Genomic DNA, 17259 nt, shown 5'->3' on the forward strand with positions numbered 1-17259 from the left:
ACTTAGATTTTAAATATACTTAAAAAAACGACTTATGTTCACATCTGGATGGGGTTCATTTTTTTTTATCAACAAATCTATCATCATTTTACTGTAATACGGAATCAAAGAAACTCCTTTTGCCCCAAAACCATTGAAGATATAAACGCTTTCATGCTCAGGATGTTTTCCCAAAAATGGTCTCCTATCCTTGGTCGCAGGTCTGATCCCAGTTTTATGAACGACCACTTTTTTATTTTCAATATTGACCAAATTATCCAACCTATCCAAAATCTCATTTTTAGCTCTCTCAGTTGGGCCCTGATCTAGGTCATGCCATGAATAAGTAGATCCCACTCTTAGAAGTTTGCTTGGCAATGTAATTCTAAACACGCCCCTATTGATAATTTCCTGAGGTTGAAAATCTTGTTCGATATCTAGAATCTCTCCTTTCACTGGAGCAAAAGGTAAATCTCTAAAAAACTTACTTCCTAGACTACCCAAACCATTGCAATATACTACTCCCTTTGCTTGAATATCTTGATATTTTATTCCTGTTTTTTCTACGGTTAGCTGCGTTTCTTCATATTTCTCGAACCTTACTAAATTCCTTTCTGAAAGATAACGTGTGTACCCATCTAAAAGAACATTAATGTCTAGATAACCTGAAGTATTGAGCAACACTCCACCAAATTCATCTTTCACCGCTTCAAAATATGACGAAGTTCTGATTTCTTTGAGGTAGGATACAAATTTTTCATCTCCACTATTCCCCATCCATTCATTTTGTTCTTCAATAGAAAGAAAAGGTCTGTAAATAGGATTTTTGTATAAAAACTTTGCTCCTAGTACACTTTCTAATTCTTCGTATAGCGGCTCTATTTCAGGAAAAAGTAAATCTGCATTCCATGTCTTGACCATTTTTCTTCCTGTCACAGGATTATAAAGGCCAGCAGCAATGCGACTACTTTGATTTTGATTTGGCTGATCTATGACGATTACACGCTGTCCCGCTTGCATTAACCTATACGATAATACAGTACCTGCAATCCCTTGTCCGATGAGTAAAAAATCTACTTCCATGCCCAAAAATAAATTCTTTCTTTGTTATTTTGACTGATAATCAAAAATCATTCTCTAGTATGTTGCAACTTCGATCATTCACATTTAATCCATTCATGGAAAATACCTACGTCCTCTATGACGAAACCAAAGAGGCTGTGATTTTTGATCCTGGGTGTTATGAAAAAAGAGAGCAACAAACCTTGCAGGCATTTGTAACAGCAGAAGGTCTTACGGTCAAATACTTGATCAATACCCATTGTCATATCGATCATGTTTTGGGAAATGCTTTTGTCAAAAGAACTTTCAATGTCCCACTATTGATGCACCAATTTGAGATTCCTGTGCTCAAGTCTGTGCCTTCTTATGCTTCTAATTACGGATTCCCAGCATATGAAGAGTCAGAGCCTGAGCATTTGATTGATGAAAGTGATGAAATCAAGTTTGGTAACACAGTCCTAAAAATCCGTTTTGTTCCAGGACATGCTCCTGGACATTTGATTTTCTACAATGAAAGTGCTAAAATCTGCATAGCTGGTGATACACTCTTTCAAGGGAGTATAGGTAGGACAGATCTCCCAGGTGGCGATCATCAAACCCTTCTTGATGCCATCAAATCTCAGCTATTTACATTACCTGAAGATATGACTGTGTACTCAGGACATGGACCTGAAACAAACATAGGTCTTGAAAAAGAACACAATCCTTTTGTAGGAAAAAGAGCAAGATTCTAATGATCAAAAAACACATTCCAAACACCATTACTTGCCTCAATCTTCTTTCTGGAATGATTGGAATTTACTTTGTATTAAGTGGAGAAATTCACTACGGGCTTTATTTTATTGTCTTGGCAGCTATTTTTGACTTCTTAGATGGATTTGTAGCCAGGATGCTTCAAGTACATAGCGAAATAGGCAAACAACTTGACTCCCTAGCTGACTTGGTGACATTTGGAGTATTACCTTCCTTCATCTTCTTCCAATGGATTTTAGAAATCTCTGAATTCAGCTATTTCCCTTTCATTGCTTTTTCAATGGGTATTTTTTCTGCGATTCGGTTAGCAAAATTCAATGTAGACACAAGACAATCTGACAGATTTATAGGAGTTCCTACTCCTGCAAATGCCCTTTTGATTGGTTCCATCCCCTTTTTAGTAGATCGATTTCCTGATATGGAGATTTGGTTGGTCACACCTGTTAGTCTGGCGGTGATTGCTATTATCATGTCACTCCTACTTGTTGCCGAATTGCCTCTGATTGCCTTGAAATTCAAAAGCTTTGATTTCAAATCCAATGTCTTTCGGTATCTGACCATTGGAGTAGCTTTGATCTGTATCGCATCATTGGGTTGGGCAGGTATTCCGATTACAATTATTTCTTATATTGCACTTTCTGTAGTGGAGGGAATGATTGCAAAAAATGATCAGAAGGCGTAACATATTAGCTAGGGCATTCTTCGGGATACTCTTTTTTTTTCTCCTGGGAAATCATTTTGCATTTGCTCAAGAGCAATATTTCAAATTCCCCGTAACCGTTGAGGGTGTGTACAAAATCAGTTCCGCTCAGCTCAATGCGATTGGGATCAGTGACATCAGAAATATCAGTATTTATGGCAATGCCGGCATGCTTGATCAAAAGCTTGACAGTGTTTCTTTAGGCTTGAGAGAAATCCCTGTCCAGGTGATTGACAATGAACTCTATTTTTTCTTAGAAGGCCCTCACACGGTTCGCGCAATTGAAAATACCTGGACTTATCATCATCACCATTACACAGATACACTCTACTACCTGATTGGCTCAAAAACTCCCTCTATGAATATCCTCTTAGAGCCAAGCTCTACTAATACTTCGACAGGTTCTGTGTATCAAATTCTAACTAAAAAAGAGGAGACTATTAATATATTATCTTCCGGGAGAAAATGGTACGGATCTGCTTTCAATTCAGGGCAAGCTTACAATATGCAATTTGACCTTCCAGCTTCTCGTCAAGGCGATTTACTTCTTCAGTCTCAGGTCATGGCTCAGTCCCTACAGACTGCAAATTTTAGCTTATCTGTCAATGGACAAAGTCGAGCCAATTTCTCTATCCCTTCAATCCCCAATAGCATCTATGGAATAAAGGGAAGGGAAGAAAACCTGCTCATTCAAATTCCCTCCCAGAGCCAAAACACTCTTTCTTACACACTAAATTTTCAAACGGCTGATGTCAATGGTACAGCCTATATAGACTACATATCTGTTGCCATCCCATTCAGCAGCAATAATTTACCGATAGGAATATTTCACCATCTTGGCGACTCACCTATAGTCATTACCAAACCAGCTAATCTTAAAACTTGGAAGGTTAGTAATATGTATGACGTGAAAGAGGTTGAAAGCAATAGTCTCTTATCCAATGGTGAAAAAGTGGTCACATTCAACCCTCAAAATACCCCAAGCATCAATCAATGGACTCCGGCAGCTCAAAATTTACGAAATGAAAGCATCAATAGCACTTTGATCATCATCAGTCCAGAGGCGCTACTATCTGAGGCCAATAGACTTGCCAATCATAAAAATAGCCTTGGAATATCTGCTCGCGTAGTCAGGTTGAGTGAAATTTTTGATGCTTTTGGTTATGGATCATATGATATTGTAGCCATTAGAAACTTTCTTGCTTACCACTATCATCAATCTGGCCAACTCAAGCATGTCTTGTTTTTTGGGAAAGGCACTTTTGACTATAAAAGAAAAATCACCGGTGGTCGCCCAAACCTTGTCCCATCCTACAGCTCCAGAAATAGCTTGAATCCATTGGCAACATATTCATCTGATGATTTTTTTGGGTTCTTAGATTTTGGTCAAGGTGAATGGGAAGAAAGTACTGCAGGGGATGAATCAATGAAAATTGGAGTTGGCAGAATCCCTGCGATCAATCTTTCAGAGGCAAGAGAGGCCGTAAATAAAATCATAGCCTATGAAAGCAGAAAAAATCTAGCAGGGGACTGGAAGCGAAGAATTGCTTTTTTTGCCGATGATGGTGACAATAATATCCATTTAAATGATGCTGAGAATCATGCGCGATTTTTGAGTGAAAATCATCCTGAATACATTCTTGAAAAAATTTACCTGGACAGGTATGAACAAATCAGATCAGCAGGTCGTCAATCCTCTCCACAAGCTAGAGAAGCTTTGAAAACTACCGTAGAAGAAGGACTTCTGATTCTGAATTACATTGGGCATGGAAATGAAACCACTTTGACAGCAGAGCAAGTGTTTCAGATTTCAGATTTTAGGGATTGGCCAGAAAATGAACTATTGCCATTGCTGGTAACTGCCACATGTGAATTTGGTAGGCATGACAGCCCATTTCTGAGATCAGGAGCAGAAGAAATGCTTTTTGCTCCAAATAAAGGCGCTATTGGACTTTTGACGACTGGTAGACCAGTATTTAGTAGTATCAACTTCGCATTGAATAAGGCATTTATAGAAGATGTATTTCAGGAAGAGAATGGTGAACGGCTTGATTTGGGAGAAATTTTCAAACGAACCAAAAACAATAGCCTCAATGGTGCCTTCAATAGAAATTTCTCACTATTGGGTGACCCATCATTAAAACTGGCCATTCCTGACCTCAATACTACAGTCAAAGAAATTCAAGATGTTCAACTTGAGCTCAGCATTGACACGCTACGGGCTATGCAACAAGTCAGAATCCAAGGTGAGATTCAAGACCCAATGACTGGAGCAAAAATCATGAGGTTTGGCACTTTCAATCTAGAAATTAGAGATAAAAAAATCGAAGAAAGAACCTTAGGTGATGAAAGCACACCAACTAGCTTTCTAGAAGAAGGCAATGTTTTATTTAATAGTGAGGGTGTGTTTACCAATGGCGAATTTGATATTGATGTCTTTATCCCTCAGAATATTGATTACGATTTTGGAGAAGGCAAGCTTAGAATATTTGCAATATTAGATGATGGTCTAGAGGCCATGGGAGCAAATAACATCACCATCGGAGGAACAGCAGCCAGTAACATCATAGATACCCAAGGGCCAGAAGTAAATTTGAAGTTTGGCTATGAATATGGAGAAGACTTGAGTCAGTTCAAGGCTTACAACATCAAATTACAAGCAGAGTTAAGCGATGAAAGTGGCATCAACATCTCTAACAACAACTTAGGTCAAGACATTTTGCTATATATTAACGACCAGGAACCAATCAATTTGAATCGATTTTACAGGTCCACGCAAAACACATTCAAGCAAGGGATTTTGCAAGCGCCTGTATCAGGCCTGCAAGAAGGTGCGAATCAGATTATTTTCGAAGTATGGGACAATGTCGGCAACAGTACCACAGTCCAAAGAGAGGTTATAGTAGACGGAAGTCAGCGCATCAAAATTCTCGAAAATATCACTTATCCGAATCCAACAAGTGAATTGAGTAAATTTAAAATCAAACACAATAGACCTGGCGAAAACTTAATGCTTCAAGTTCGTGTTTTTACCTTGACTGGTAGTGAAATATTTAAAGCCAGCAGGCGTTATGTGATGGCTGATTACCTGTTAGATGATTTTGAGTGGAATTTTTTCCATTCCAAAACCAATTATCCCGTAAAAGGAACTTATATTTACGAATTACAGCTCACTTCAGAATTGGACAACACCATGGATAGAAAGAGCGGAAAAATAATAATTAAATGAAAATATCGGTAAGCCATTTATTCAAGCCATTTTTTGTTTCCTTGATCTGTTTTTCGTCTACAGAGCTTTTGGCTCAGAATTCTACGATTATCGCAGGACAAGATCCTAATAGACGGGTGATTACGACAGCCGTTCCATTTTTGAATTTTGCACCTGACAGCAGACACTCTGCTATGGGTGATGTGGGAGTTGCTACTTCTCCAGACGCTAATTCAGCACATTGGAATGCTGGTAAGCTTGCCTTTATCAAGGATGATATGGGTTTTTCATTATCATACTCTCCATGGCTAGGGAGACTGGTCAATGACATGTCTGTCAGTTATCTGACAGGTTATAAGAAGATAGATGAAAACTCTGCCTTTGGCTTCGACCTTCGTTATTTCAACATGGGAGATATTCAGCTGACTGATGGAAGAGGAAATGAGTTGGGAGAGTTCACACCAAGAGATATAGCCATAGGAGGTACATATTCTAGAAGATTATCTGAGAATTTAGGTTTAGGTATTTCAGCAAGATTCATCCATTCAAACCTCTCTGGGAATATTTCTTCGGCTGGAGGAGCTGAAAGTAGACCTGGCATCACTGTAGGTACAGATGTAGGCCTATATTACAACAAAGACGTAATGGCAGGCAACAAAGAAGGCGAATGGTCTTGGGGAGTTGCCATCACCAATATAGGTCCAAAAATCACTTATAACAGCGCAGAAGATTTAGACTATATCCCTACAAACTTTAGAATCGGTACAGCTTATCAAGTCAAATTTGATCAGTACAACTCTTTGACTTTTGCGCTAGATCTCAACAAACTAATGGTGCCTACCCCTCCCATTTACAAAAGAAATGAGGATGGATCACTTTTCACTGACGAAAATGGAAATTTGGAAATTGAAGAAGGTAGAGACCCAAATAGACCACTGATTGCGGGGATGTTTGGTTCATTTGCAGATGCTCCAGGTGGTTTTAGCGAAGAGTTACAAGAATTGATGATCTCCTTTGGTATGGAATATCTATACAATGAAAAACTAGCCATTAGAACTGGTTATTTTCACGAAAACATCAACAAAGGAGGCCGAAGGTACTTCACCATGGGTGTAGGTTTCAACTACAAAACTTTAGGATTTGATTTCTCTTACTTAGTTCCAATGGAACAAAATCACCCATTGGCAGAGACATTGAGAATATCACTAGGTTATAATATATCCAAATAATGACATTAGATAGAAGCAAAGCTCCTGAATTTCTTATACCACAGGACATTCATCTTCCCAATCCCATCAAACGGACTCTGCCAAACGGAGTCCATTTGTATTTTATACCCACACCTGAAATAGATGCCATTAGACTGGAAATCAATTCAGAAACGCAAAACTCATCAATTTCAGCCGATAAAAAACTAACCTCCTTTTTTACTTTACACATGATGATGGAGGGAACGAAGTCCATGGATGGCAGTGAACTGGATGATTTTTTTGATTTTTATGCAAGTGAAGTAGAAGTGCATGCAGGCTTTGAAAACAATAGCATTGCCTTGATCACGACCAAAAAACATTTCTCCAAGGTCATACCTGTATTCAGGTCATTACTGACAGAGGCTACTTTCCCTGAAAAAGAATTAGCCAAAAGAAAGTCTCAAAAAGCGCTCAACATCTCTATCCAAAGAGAAAAAACAGCTGTCCGAGCAAGTCAACTTTTCAGACAACAGCTATTCGGCCAAGACCATCCTTATGGTCAAATCGCAGAAGAAGCAGATGTGGAAAGTATTCAAAGAGATGATTTATTGAAGTACTACGAAACTTCTCTATTGATCAATCCAGAGATATTTCTCACAGGAAATGTGGATGCCGAAGAATTGGCGCTGATAGAAACCTACTTGGGTAGTCTAATCATTAATAAAGACAATAATCCAGCTTATACATTTGAAAACAAGCCTACCGCAAGACTTTATGAAGACAGAAAGGACGCTTTACAATCATCCATCCGAATAGGTTGTCACCTGATACCAAAAAGTCACCCTGACTACCATGCCCTCACTGTGTTCAATACAATATTAGGTGGCTATTTTGGATCAAGATTGATCAAAAATATCCGAGAAGACAAAGGTCATACCTATGGAATATACAGTACCATTGGTTCTTTGCAAGGGTCAGATTACTGGGTGATCATGGCAGATGTTCAAAAAGCCTTTGTCAATGAAGTCATTGAGGAAATTTACAAGGAAATCAACCTGCTAAAAACTACTCCAGTTTCAGCCGAAGAATTAGAAGTGGTTAAAAACTACATGATCGGAAATTTCTTATCGACGTTTAGTAGTTCCTTTGAGCTTATCAATAAATTCAAGTCTGTTCATCTTGCAGGTTTAGACATGAATTTTTACGAAGACAAGCTTGATTTTATTCGAGATTTCGAAGCAGAGGACATCCTTGCTGTAGGTCAGAAGTATTTTCTTAAAGATGATTTGATCGAAGTGATCGTTGGATAAAACCAAGAGAAATCCAACCGAAGCTTAGCAAAGAATTGATAAATCAGAACTTTCATTGGTCTGGGCTTAATGCTTGTAGCAATCTTCAGTAATTCATCAGCAGACTCAAAGTTGGCAGACCATATGGCATGTTTGCACTCAAACAAAACTCTACTCAGAAGCGCTTGATCTTCCTCCTGAGTTTGATTCATAAATTTGATTTTCTGACAAACTTTTACCGTTGACGGAAGCATGCTTGAGTTTCGAGACAGGTATTGATTTGCAGAAAAAGCCTGTGCATGAATTCTTTTGATCACCCCTTGATGATCTGAAAATACTGCAGGATAATGACGTGTCAATCTTACTAGGATATCGAAATCCTCGTAAATCAATGTCTCATCATATCCTCCTAATTCTTTCAATATTTTTGAATCAAATATGACTGTAACTGCTGAAATAGGATTCCCCTTGATGACTTCTTGGTAAAGACTTCCATTTTCTATAAACTTTTTTAAGTCTGAAACATGCTCTCTATTATAATAGGATCTAATCTTGCCAGCTTCATCCAATAATTTGGCATCAGAAAAAGAAAATGCTGCATTTGGACTTTTCTGCAATGCCCGAATACTCTGCTCAATATGTCCTTCACAAAGCTGATCATCTCCTGAGAGATCAATGATATAATCTCCTGAGATTTGCTTCAAACCCAGATTGAAAGCCTGACAATAATTTAGACTTTCTGGAAGATCGATAAATCTACACTCAAACTTTTCCTTGTTTGTGATCCAATTCTTGATTTTCTCTTTGGATGAATCTTGACTTCCATTGTCAATGATAATCAGTTCAATGTTGTGATAGCCCTGATTCAAAACAGCATCCAAAGCTTCCTCCACAAAATCTGCTTGATTGAAAACTGTACAAATGATGGACACTTTAGCCAAAGATCCCATATCAAAGTACTTTTACCCAAGTAGGCTTATTACAAAAAGCATCGGTATATTTATTCTTGAAGTAAATCAATTTATGATTTGGCTCATCATTGGATTCAGAAGATCCCAAATCAAGTAGACCCACTTTTTGCTCAGCAGCAAGCTTTAGCAGGTATGCCATCATCAATTGACCTGTAAGTCTGAGTTGATTCTTTGGATTGATTGCAGAATAAAAATAATAAAGGCTCTCACCAGTCAACTTGACCGTCAAAGCATGGGCAACTGCCGTCCCATTATGTAGGACTGTAATTACAAAATAGCGCTCGGGGTAAGTAGAAACTTGTTGTATAAGCCTGTTTTCATCCAAAGGCTGCTTATGTCCTCGATCATCTTTCCATGCAGCAATCTCCTCCAGAAATGTAAAACTCTGAATATTTCCAGTGGTCACATTAAATTTGTTTTCTTTCGCCTTTTTGTGGAGTTTATTGAAGTTTTGAGTGAGCCATTTCTTGATTCGCTTTTTACCACAGACCACCTGATGATTGAGTAGGTTTTCTAATCCAAAACCTGACTTGAAGAGCAGATATGAAAATAAGTCTGCTTGATTTCCATAAGCAGCAGGTGCTTGGGTAATAGCAATCTTCTTTGCTTGCAACTGTGTAAGAGAGTCTAATAAAAATGAAATGAATTCACCCAAAACATCAGATGGAATACTTTCCTGCGTCCACAATCCGCCAAATGGCAAATTAGGTAAAGAATGGGCAAAATCATTTTCATCAATTGAAATGAAAAGTGAAGCCTTTTCTTGATCCTTCTTCCGTATTCTTCCAACCAAAAAAAGCTTGGCATCATTAGGCTTGAATTCTTGGAGAAAGTAATCATGCTGTTCATCTCTAACTTCAGACATCGTGAAACTATAATGTTCCAGACTATTTTTTTCAAATTTGATCATAAGCTTGCTTATCTCTTATATAATCTGATTCCGAAAACTTACAATTCCCCAAACCCAGTAAAATAGCATCCTGCTGAAAACTTACTTCCGACCAATGCATTGCAGGAAGGACTAGTCCTTGATCAGGCTGATCAAGCTTAAAACTAAACAACTCGCCTTTCTTATTTTCTAAACTCACTTGCAGAACACCTTGCAGTGCTACTAGAATTTGAACTTCCTCACGATGGGCATGTACTCCTCTGATGCCATTTTCTGGCACATTCGTAATCCAAAAAACCCGTTGAATTTCAAATGGCAATTGCTCTGAATGCTCAAGAAATCGGAGTTGACCTGTTTGCTGTACATCTCCTTGAATCTTGATTAGTTTTGGTGATTTAAAATCAATCATATCATTTCAAAAATAAGAATTTATAAGTATCCCAGTCATTCCATGATCAAAATAAATCTTTTGTTAATTTTAACTCCCAAAATCGAATAAATAATTTAACTAAATGGAAGACACTTACCTCACATTAGCTCACAATTCAGAGGGCTTATACAAGGAAAAAGGCAGTAAATTTTTAGCCTTTGCATTTCCAGTAGTGAATGAAGAAGAAATCAAGTCCCATTTGGAGGCCTTGAGAAAGCAATATTATGATGCCAGACACCACTGCTACGCTTATATCTTGGGGAAAGATCAAGATTCCTATAGAGCAAATGACGATGGAGAGCCTAATCACTCTGCTGGCGACCCCATTTTAGGACAAATCAGATCAAACAACCTAACCAATACCTTGATAGTAGTGATTCGATACTTCGGAGGCACCAAACTAGGGGTTGGAGGATTGATCTCAGCCTACAAAATCGCAGCTGCAGAAGCCATTACTAATAATGAAATCATAGAAGAAATCGTCAAAAACAAAGTTAAACTTCAATTTGATTACCTTTCTATGAATGATGTCATGCGATTGATCAAGGACATGGACTTGAAAATCCAAAATCAACAGTTCGACAATACTTGCCTAATAGAATTGCTAGTGAGGGAAAGTATGTTAGAAGAATTTATAAATAAGATCGAAGACTTAGGCCAGGTCAATATTATCGATTAAATAAATCATCTAAATAGCCTTGATACTGGAGTTTTTTGTAAATCTCTAAGCAAACCCAAGCGTCTGTCGCGGCGTAGAGCTGCTGCTTTTCGGTCAACTCAGGTGCTTCCCAATTCGACACTTGTTCAGACTTAGACACTCTGAAATTGAGCACCATGGCGGCAAGGTTTCGTACGCCAATGTTCTCAAAACCTACTTTCTTCAATTCATCATTCAAATCAAAAAAACCTGCTGGCTTAAAGTCCGCTGCGTGTTTTTTCAATGCCCTCAAATCGTCTAATACTGCTGCTCCAATTTTCAAGATGTCTGAATCTTCCATCAGTCGCTGAATGGGCTTTGGCAAACCAATTTCGTTAAGTCTGATCAAGTAAGCAATTTCAGGAGTGGATAGCTGTAGGAGAGCTACATAATTATAGACTCCTTTGCGAAATGCTGGCTTTGTCTCAGTATCAAATCCTATCAAATCATGAAAAGATAATTCCTCAACCATTTCATCAATTTGTTCTAAAGAATTGACCAAGACAATTTCCCCTTCAAATTGACCAATAGGTAGATTATTTACTTCTTCTTTTGTAATACGCTTCTGAATCATGCAGCAAACTCTTCTTTGATTTCAGCCATTTCTTCTTCCGAATAGTAATTGATCCCCAACTTGAGATAACCATACATGATTGTCATAAATGGACTGATGATATTGAAAAAACAATACGGGGCGTAGGTCAAGGTAGCCACACCTAGTACGGATGCTTGAGTCGCACCACAAGTATTCCAAGGCACCAAAACAGAAGTCACTGTGGCACTATCTTCTAAGGTTCGGCTCAGGTTCTCAGGCTTGAGTCCTCGTTTTCTATAGATATCTGCATACATTCTTCCGGGAACCAAAATCGCTAGATATTGATCGGAAGTAGTGACATTGAAAAACATACAAGTAGCCGCAGTAGAAGCAACTAGTGACCCAATCGAATGAACTTTCCTGATCACCGCTTCAGCTAAGACCGCAAGCATTCTACTCTCCTCCATGATTCCACCAAAAATCATGGCACAAATGATCAACCAGATGGTATTGAGCATCCCAGCCATTCCTCCTGTGATCAACAACTCGTTCACTACATCATTGGAAGTCACCACACTGATCTCTCCATAAAGTGCCATCATGACCGCTTTGAATGCACTGTAAGCATAGCTGACACCTTCTTCACTAGCTATCAAATAGATGATCTGTGGCTGAAAAATAATTGCAAATATCCCTCCTAGCAATGCCCCTGCCAATAAAGCAGGAACCGCTGGTACTTTTTTGATAATCAATATCAAAACCACTACTGGAACGATAAACAACCAGCCATTGATATTGAATTTTTCTAAAATAACAGCAGAGATACCTTTAACTTGCTCGACAGAACCTTCTGCTCCTGTGGTAAAACCTATCACTCCAAAAATCACTAAGGTGATCAGAATTGAAGGAACTGTTGTCTTGGTCATGTGACGAATATGAGTGAAAAGATCCGTCCCTGCCATAGCTGGAGCAAGATTGGTCGTATCAGACAATGGAGACATCTTATCTCCGAAATATGCTCCAGATATAATTGCACCTGCGATGATCCCTTCACCAAAGCCTAATGCTTTACCAATTCCCAACAGCGCTACGCCTACTGTTGCTACAGTAGTCCAGCTACTTCCTGTGGAAATAGAGACCACCGCACTCACAATTACAGCAGCTATCAGGAATATGGTTGGATTCAAAACCTGCAGACCATAGTAAATCATCGCGGGTACAATCCCACTCAACATCCAAGTACCTGCTAATGCGCCAATCAGCAACAAAATCAAAATACTTGACATCGCAGAACTGATACTTTTGACTATCCCATCTTGCAAGGTCTCCCATTTGATGCGAAGTCTGAATACAGCAATCAAAGCAGCTACTGCAGATGATATCACCAAAACCATCTGATTGGAACCCTCAAGGCCATCTGTGCCAAAAATCCCTATATTGATCACTAAGAGAACGATTAAAAATAGGATTGGGATCAAAGCCTCAATCAGGCTGGGTTCTTTGCGAGTCTTAACCATTAAATACTTCTTGGAAAATTTTTAAAGCTTGAAATTAATAAAATTTTGGAACTTTACAGCCTTAAAGTAAGTCAACCAGTTCAGTTCCTGCTTGCCAACCAATCGCTACCCCCATACCACCAAGCCTCACTCCTACTCCTATGTTTTCCGAAACTCTTTGGATGATTGGCTTTTTGGACTCTCCAAATGCCATGATACCAGTCCATTCCATTTCGAAGTCTACTTTTTGATCTGGAAAAACTATGGTACGAGTCAATTTTTCTAAATATGTTCTAAGAAGCGAATTCACCTCAAAAGTCTCAGTGCGTTCCCCTTCAAAATCTAAATTTCTTCCTCCGCCAATCAAGAGCCTATCCCCAACTACGTTTCTAAAGTACACATAGCCTTTGTCATAATGAAAAGCCCCCTCCCAAGGGATTTTATTTTGCATTGGCGTGCTGACCATCACTAACCCTCGTCCAGGAGTAATGTCTAACTCGGGGAAAAATCGCTTAGCAAAAGCATTGGTACAAATAGCGATTTTTAATGCCTCGAATTGAATTACATCATTGGTCAAAGGTTCTTTTACATGTATTTGTTGACCATCAATTCTGATGACCTCTGCACCGGTATGGAGCCTGATGCCTAGTTGCTGACACTTATCCCAAAGTGCAAGTATGTATTTCCCAGTATCTAATTCCCCTTCAAACTTATTGCGAACTATATGGAGCACGTCCTTGCCAAATCCATAGTGATGTATATTTTTCTCTACACTAAAAACATCCTTTCCAAACAAAGGCATTAACAATTTATTGATACGATTCATTTGATCTAAAGCCGAAACTTCTTGGCTCGTAATCAACTCAAATCCTCCTTTATCTTGGTAGCTCAATGTCTCATCTCCAAAAACCTTTCTGATCGCTAGCAGTCCTTGATAACGTTTTTCTACCAGTGCCAAGACCTCCTCTTCAGGCATCATGTTCAGATCATCAAGTATCTCAGTCAAGCTCCCAAAGCAGGCAAATCCTGCATTTTTTGTACTGGCACCAAAAGGAAAAACTCCTCTTTCCAAAATGGCTATGCTACTTTGAGGGAATTTCAATTTGTATTGAATTGCTGTGGACATTCCGACAATTCCTGCGCCGATTACAATCAAATCATATTTAAGAAAATGAGTTTTCTCCCAGTAGCTTAGCATTATTTTATATTTGGTTCCATCAAATTTGAAGACTATTTATTAATTTAAGTCATATTTTGCAAGGTCACACTACAAAACGCAAACTTATCATGAGAAAAATAGAAACGCTACTTCATGAATATGGGCTCAGCCATCAAAATGAAACCAACAAAGCCATTCACTGGATTTGTGTTCCCGCGATATTCTTCAGCATAGTAGGATTGATTTTCAGTATCCCATCAGGGGTTCTTGAAAGTTACCTCCCATTCTTAGGCAGTTTTGCCAATTGGGCTACGCTAATATTGATTGTAGTTCTTGTCTATTATGTTTCTATCTCACCACCATTGGCTTTGGGTATGTTCTTCTTTTCTGCTATCTGCCTAGCACTTGCCAATCTCATTACCTTGATATCTCCGATTCCACTTTGGTTGATTTCCATTGGAATTTTTGTGATTGCTTGGATATTTCAATTTTATGGTCATAAAATCGAAGGCAAGAAACCTTCCTTTCTCAAAGATGTTCAATTCCTTTTGATAGGCCCTGCATGGCTAATGCATTATATCTATAAAAAATTAGGCTTTGCTTATTGATTAATAGGGAATTACAATTATCTGCAAATATACCACTTGACATATTCAGCACAAATATTCTTGCGGATAAAATTATTTGTTATCAGTCGATCTGTAATCAGTTCATCAATTGTTTCAAACACCCCATTTAGTTTAGCAACCGGTTTGAATTCAGAAATTCATTTAAGGAATTTCCATAACAGGAATTAATTTCATCAATTCAATGAACCAATTAGATTCATGTATTTCGCATTTTATTTTTAACTTCGAATTGAATTCTAATTAAACTCTTTTTTATGCTTGAATTAATCATTGCCAGTGCTGAAATCCCCTTACTTTCTGACATAGTAGTCATTTTTGGATTAGCTACGCTTGTGATTTTGCTATTTATGCGACTCAAGATTCCTACCATCATTGGATTTCTATTCACTGGCGCACTTGCAGGCCCATATGGCTTATCATTAGTCAATGCTTCCACAGCGGTAGAAATGCTCTCAGAAGTCGGTGTAATCCTTTTACTGTTTGTGATAGGGATGGAGTTTTCACTGAAAAGCTTACTCTCTATCAAAAAGGCTGTTTTCATTGGCGGATCCCTACAAGTTGGGTTGACCATAGGCGCTACAGCTTTGTTGACCTATAGTTTTGGATTTGATTGGAATGTGGCCGTGTTCTTTGGCTTTTTGTTTGCCCTCAGTAGTACTGCCATAGTCTTGAAACTTTTGCAAGAGTCTGGACAAGTCAATACTATACCAGGAAGAACTACACTAGCAATCTTGATATTCCAAGACGTGGTGATCGTGCCTTTGATGCTATTCACTCCTATGCTCGCGGGCGAATCGGATAATGTGGCTTTATCCTTACTTTACTTGGCTATCAAAGGAGCCTTGGTCGTATTGCTTACCATAGTCAGCGCCAAGTATATTATACCACAATTGCTATTCAGGGTTACCAAGACCAGAAATGAGGAGTTATTCCTTCTGAGTATCATTTTGACTTGTTTTGCAGTCGCCTATTTGACATCATTATTAGGGCTATCACTTGGGTTAGGGGCATTTTTGGCTGGATTGATCATTAGCGAATCAGATTATAGTCATCATGCAACTGGAAAAATTCTTCCATTCAGAGAGATATTCTTGAGCTTCTTCTTTGTATCTGTTGGGATGTTATTTGATATCACTTTTCTTTGGGAGCATATTTTCATTATTCTAGGGTTGACTTTACTGACATTTGCTGTGAAGTTTCTGTTAGTAGCTTTTTCTGTAAAAGCTATAGGCCAAGGATTCAAGGAAGCTTTTATGGTTGCCTTTTCTATTTTTCAAGTTGGGGAGTTTTCTCTTTTGCTTGCTAAAGAGGGGTTGAAATATGATTTATTAGATCCTGAGACATATCAATATTTCCTGGCTATCTCTATTTTGACCATGACAGTGACGCCATTTGTATTGAAGAAAAGAGAAAATCTTGCCTGTGGAATTCTTGACTTACCGCTTCCAGAGAGATTAGCTAATCGTCTCGTCAATAATGACCTACCTAATATTGAAATAGAAACAGACGAGTTAAAAGATCACTTAGTCATCATTGGCTTCGGTCTCAATGGAAGAAACCTTGCAAAAGCTGCCAAATCAGCCAATATTCCTTATGCCATCATTGAAACAAACCCTGAAACAGTTAAGCAAGAATCTCTAAAAGGGGAACCTATCATGTACGGAGATGCAGCAAATGAAGCTGTTCTTGAGCATGTCAATATCCATAAAGCAAGGGTAGCCGTTATTGCCATTTCCCACCCAGAGTCTACCAAGAGAATTATAGCTTCCATAAGACATATTACTCAAAACCCTTATATTATTGTCAGGACAAGATACGTCGGTGAGATGGAGGCTAATCTAAAATTAGGAGCTAGCGAAGTAATCCCAGAAGAATTTGAAACATCCATCGAAATTTTCACTAGAGTTTTAGACAAGTATCTGATCCCAAAACATGACATCGAGGAGTTTACATTAGACATCCGGTCTGATAATTACGAGATGTTCAGGTCACTTTCTCCGGAGGGTCAATCTAAATTCAAAATTGACTTGCCTCAAATCAATTTTGTAAGCTTAAAAGTTGAAAAGGACTCGGGAGATGTGATCAATAAATCGCTGAAAGATGCTAAAATAAGGGAGAAGTTTGGTGTCAATATCGTCGCCATCAAAAGAGGGGACAAAACGACGGCGGAAATCACGGGTGAAGAGAAACTCAAATTAGGTGATATTGTCTACGTAGTTGGCAAACCTGCTAATCTGGAAAAATTCGAAGAAGAAATAGAGATAGATTGAAA

The 17259-nt window shown here is 38.5% G+C and carries 15 protein-coding genes; 8 read left to right on the top strand and 7 right to left on the bottom strand.

All coding sequences use genetic code 11. From position 1 onward, the window contains the following. Positions 1-9: 9 nt before the first annotated feature. The gene (locus BW935_RS08690; protein ID WP_076500620.1) at positions 10-1062 is read right to left on the bottom strand and encodes an NAD(P)/FAD-dependent oxidoreductase; all 1053 of its coding nucleotides are present in this window, start codon (positions 1060-1062) and stop codon (positions 10-12) included. A 59-nt stretch (positions 1063-1121) separates the two neighbouring features. Here BW935_RS08690 and BW935_RS08695 point away from each other — a divergent pair, with 59 nt between their 5' ends. Genes BW935_RS08695 through BW935_RS08715 form a run of 5 tightly spaced genes read left to right on the top strand, consistent with a single transcriptional unit; the run spans position 1122 to position 8202 of the window. Further along, complete coding sequence (locus tag BW935_RS08695) at positions 1122-1775, top strand: MBL fold metallo-hydrolase (protein WP_076500622.1); 654 nt, start codon at positions 1122-1124, stop codon at positions 1773-1775. Further along, positions 1775-2476, top strand: a complete 702-nt coding sequence (gene pssA, locus BW935_RS08700; protein WP_076500624.1) for a CDP-diacylglycerol--serine O-phosphatidyltransferase — start codon at positions 1775-1777, stop codon at positions 2474-2476. Before BW935_RS08695 ends, pssA begins: the two co-directional genes overlap by 1 nt. Next, positions 2460-5723: a type IX secretion system sortase PorU gene (gene porU / locus BW935_RS08705; RefSeq protein ID WP_076500626.1), complete on the top strand. Its 3264-nt coding sequence runs from the start codon at positions 2460-2462 to the stop codon at positions 5721-5723. The genes pssA and porU overlap by 17 nt, the downstream gene beginning before the upstream one ends. After that, positions 5720-6931: a type IX secretion system outer membrane channel protein PorV gene (gene porV / locus BW935_RS08710; protein ID WP_076500628.1), complete on the top strand. Its 1212-nt coding sequence runs from the start codon at positions 5720-5722 to the stop codon at positions 6929-6931. Before porU ends, porV begins: the two co-directional genes overlap by 4 nt. Further along, positions 6931-8202: a M16 family metallopeptidase gene (locus BW935_RS08715; RefSeq protein ID WP_076500630.1), complete on the top strand. Its 1272-nt coding sequence runs from the start codon at positions 6931-6933 to the stop codon at positions 8200-8202. Before porV ends, BW935_RS08715 begins: the two co-directional genes overlap by 1 nt. On the opposite strand, the gene BW935_RS08720 is transcribed toward BW935_RS08715, so the two are convergent. From BW935_RS08720 to BW935_RS08730, 3 genes are read right to left on the bottom strand one after another with little or no spacing between them, the layout of a single operon-like run. Then, entirely contained in the window at positions 8154-9131 is a 978-nt protein-coding gene (locus BW935_RS08720) for a glycosyltransferase (RefSeq protein WP_076500632.1), read from the bottom strand. The genes BW935_RS08715 and BW935_RS08720 overlap by 49 nt on opposite strands. 1 nt (position 9132) lies before the next feature. Next, a complete protein-coding gene (locus tag BW935_RS08725; RefSeq protein WP_084565896.1) occupies positions 9133-10062 on the bottom strand; it encodes a GNAT family N-acetyltransferase in 930 nt (309 codons plus the stop codon). Then, positions 10049-10450 carry a sugar 3,4-ketoisomerase gene (locus BW935_RS08730; protein WP_076500634.1) on the bottom strand — a complete coding sequence of 134 codons (402 nt, stop codon included), beginning with the start codon at positions 10448-10450 and terminating at the stop codon, positions 10049-10051. Before BW935_RS08730 ends, BW935_RS08725 begins: the two co-directional genes overlap by 14 nt. Before the next feature lie 103 nt (positions 10451-10553). Between BW935_RS08730 and BW935_RS08735 the strand changes: the two genes are divergently transcribed. Further along, positions 10554-11150, top strand: a complete 597-nt coding sequence (locus tag BW935_RS08735; protein ID WP_076500637.1) for a YigZ family protein — start codon at positions 10554-10556, stop codon at positions 11148-11150. On the opposite strand, the gene BW935_RS08740 is transcribed toward BW935_RS08735, so the two are convergent. From BW935_RS08740 to BW935_RS08750, 3 genes are all read right to left on the bottom strand, one after another. Beyond that, positions 11140-11742, bottom strand: coding sequence for a 3'-5' exonuclease (locus BW935_RS08740; RefSeq protein ID WP_076500639.1), 603 nt, complete (start codon positions 11740-11742; stop codon positions 11140-11142). The two genes, BW935_RS08735 and BW935_RS08740, sit on opposite strands and share 11 nt — an antisense overlap. Beyond that, positions 11739-13220, bottom strand: a complete 1482-nt coding sequence (nhaC, locus tag BW935_RS08745; protein WP_076500641.1) for a Na+/H+ antiporter NhaC — start codon at positions 13218-13220, stop codon at positions 11739-11741. The genes BW935_RS08740 and nhaC overlap by 4 nt, the downstream gene beginning before the upstream one ends. 61 nt (positions 13221-13281) lie before the next feature. Then, positions 13282-14397, bottom strand: coding sequence for an NAD(P)/FAD-dependent oxidoreductase (locus BW935_RS08750; protein ID WP_076500643.1), 1116 nt, complete (start codon positions 14395-14397; stop codon positions 13282-13284). 89 nt (positions 14398-14486) lie between these two features. Here BW935_RS08750 and BW935_RS08755 point away from each other — a divergent pair, with 89 nt between their 5' ends. After that, on the top strand, positions 14487-14966 hold the full coding sequence (locus tag BW935_RS08755; RefSeq protein ID WP_076500645.1) for an Mpo1 family 2-hydroxy fatty acid dioxygenase: 480 nt from the start codon (positions 14487-14489) through the stop codon (positions 14964-14966). Positions 14967-15241: 275 nt separating this feature from the next. Further along, positions 15242-17257: a monovalent cation:proton antiporter family protein gene (locus BW935_RS08760; protein ID WP_076500647.1), complete on the top strand. Its 2016-nt coding sequence runs from the start codon at positions 15242-15244 to the stop codon at positions 17255-17257. The last annotated feature ends 2 nt before the right edge of the window (positions 17258-17259 follow it).

The sequence above is a fragment of the Belliella pelovolcani genome, from assembly GCF_900156785.1.
Classification (GTDB): Bacteria; Bacteroidota; Bacteroidia; order Cytophagales; family Cyclobacteriaceae; genus Belliella; species Belliella pelovolcani.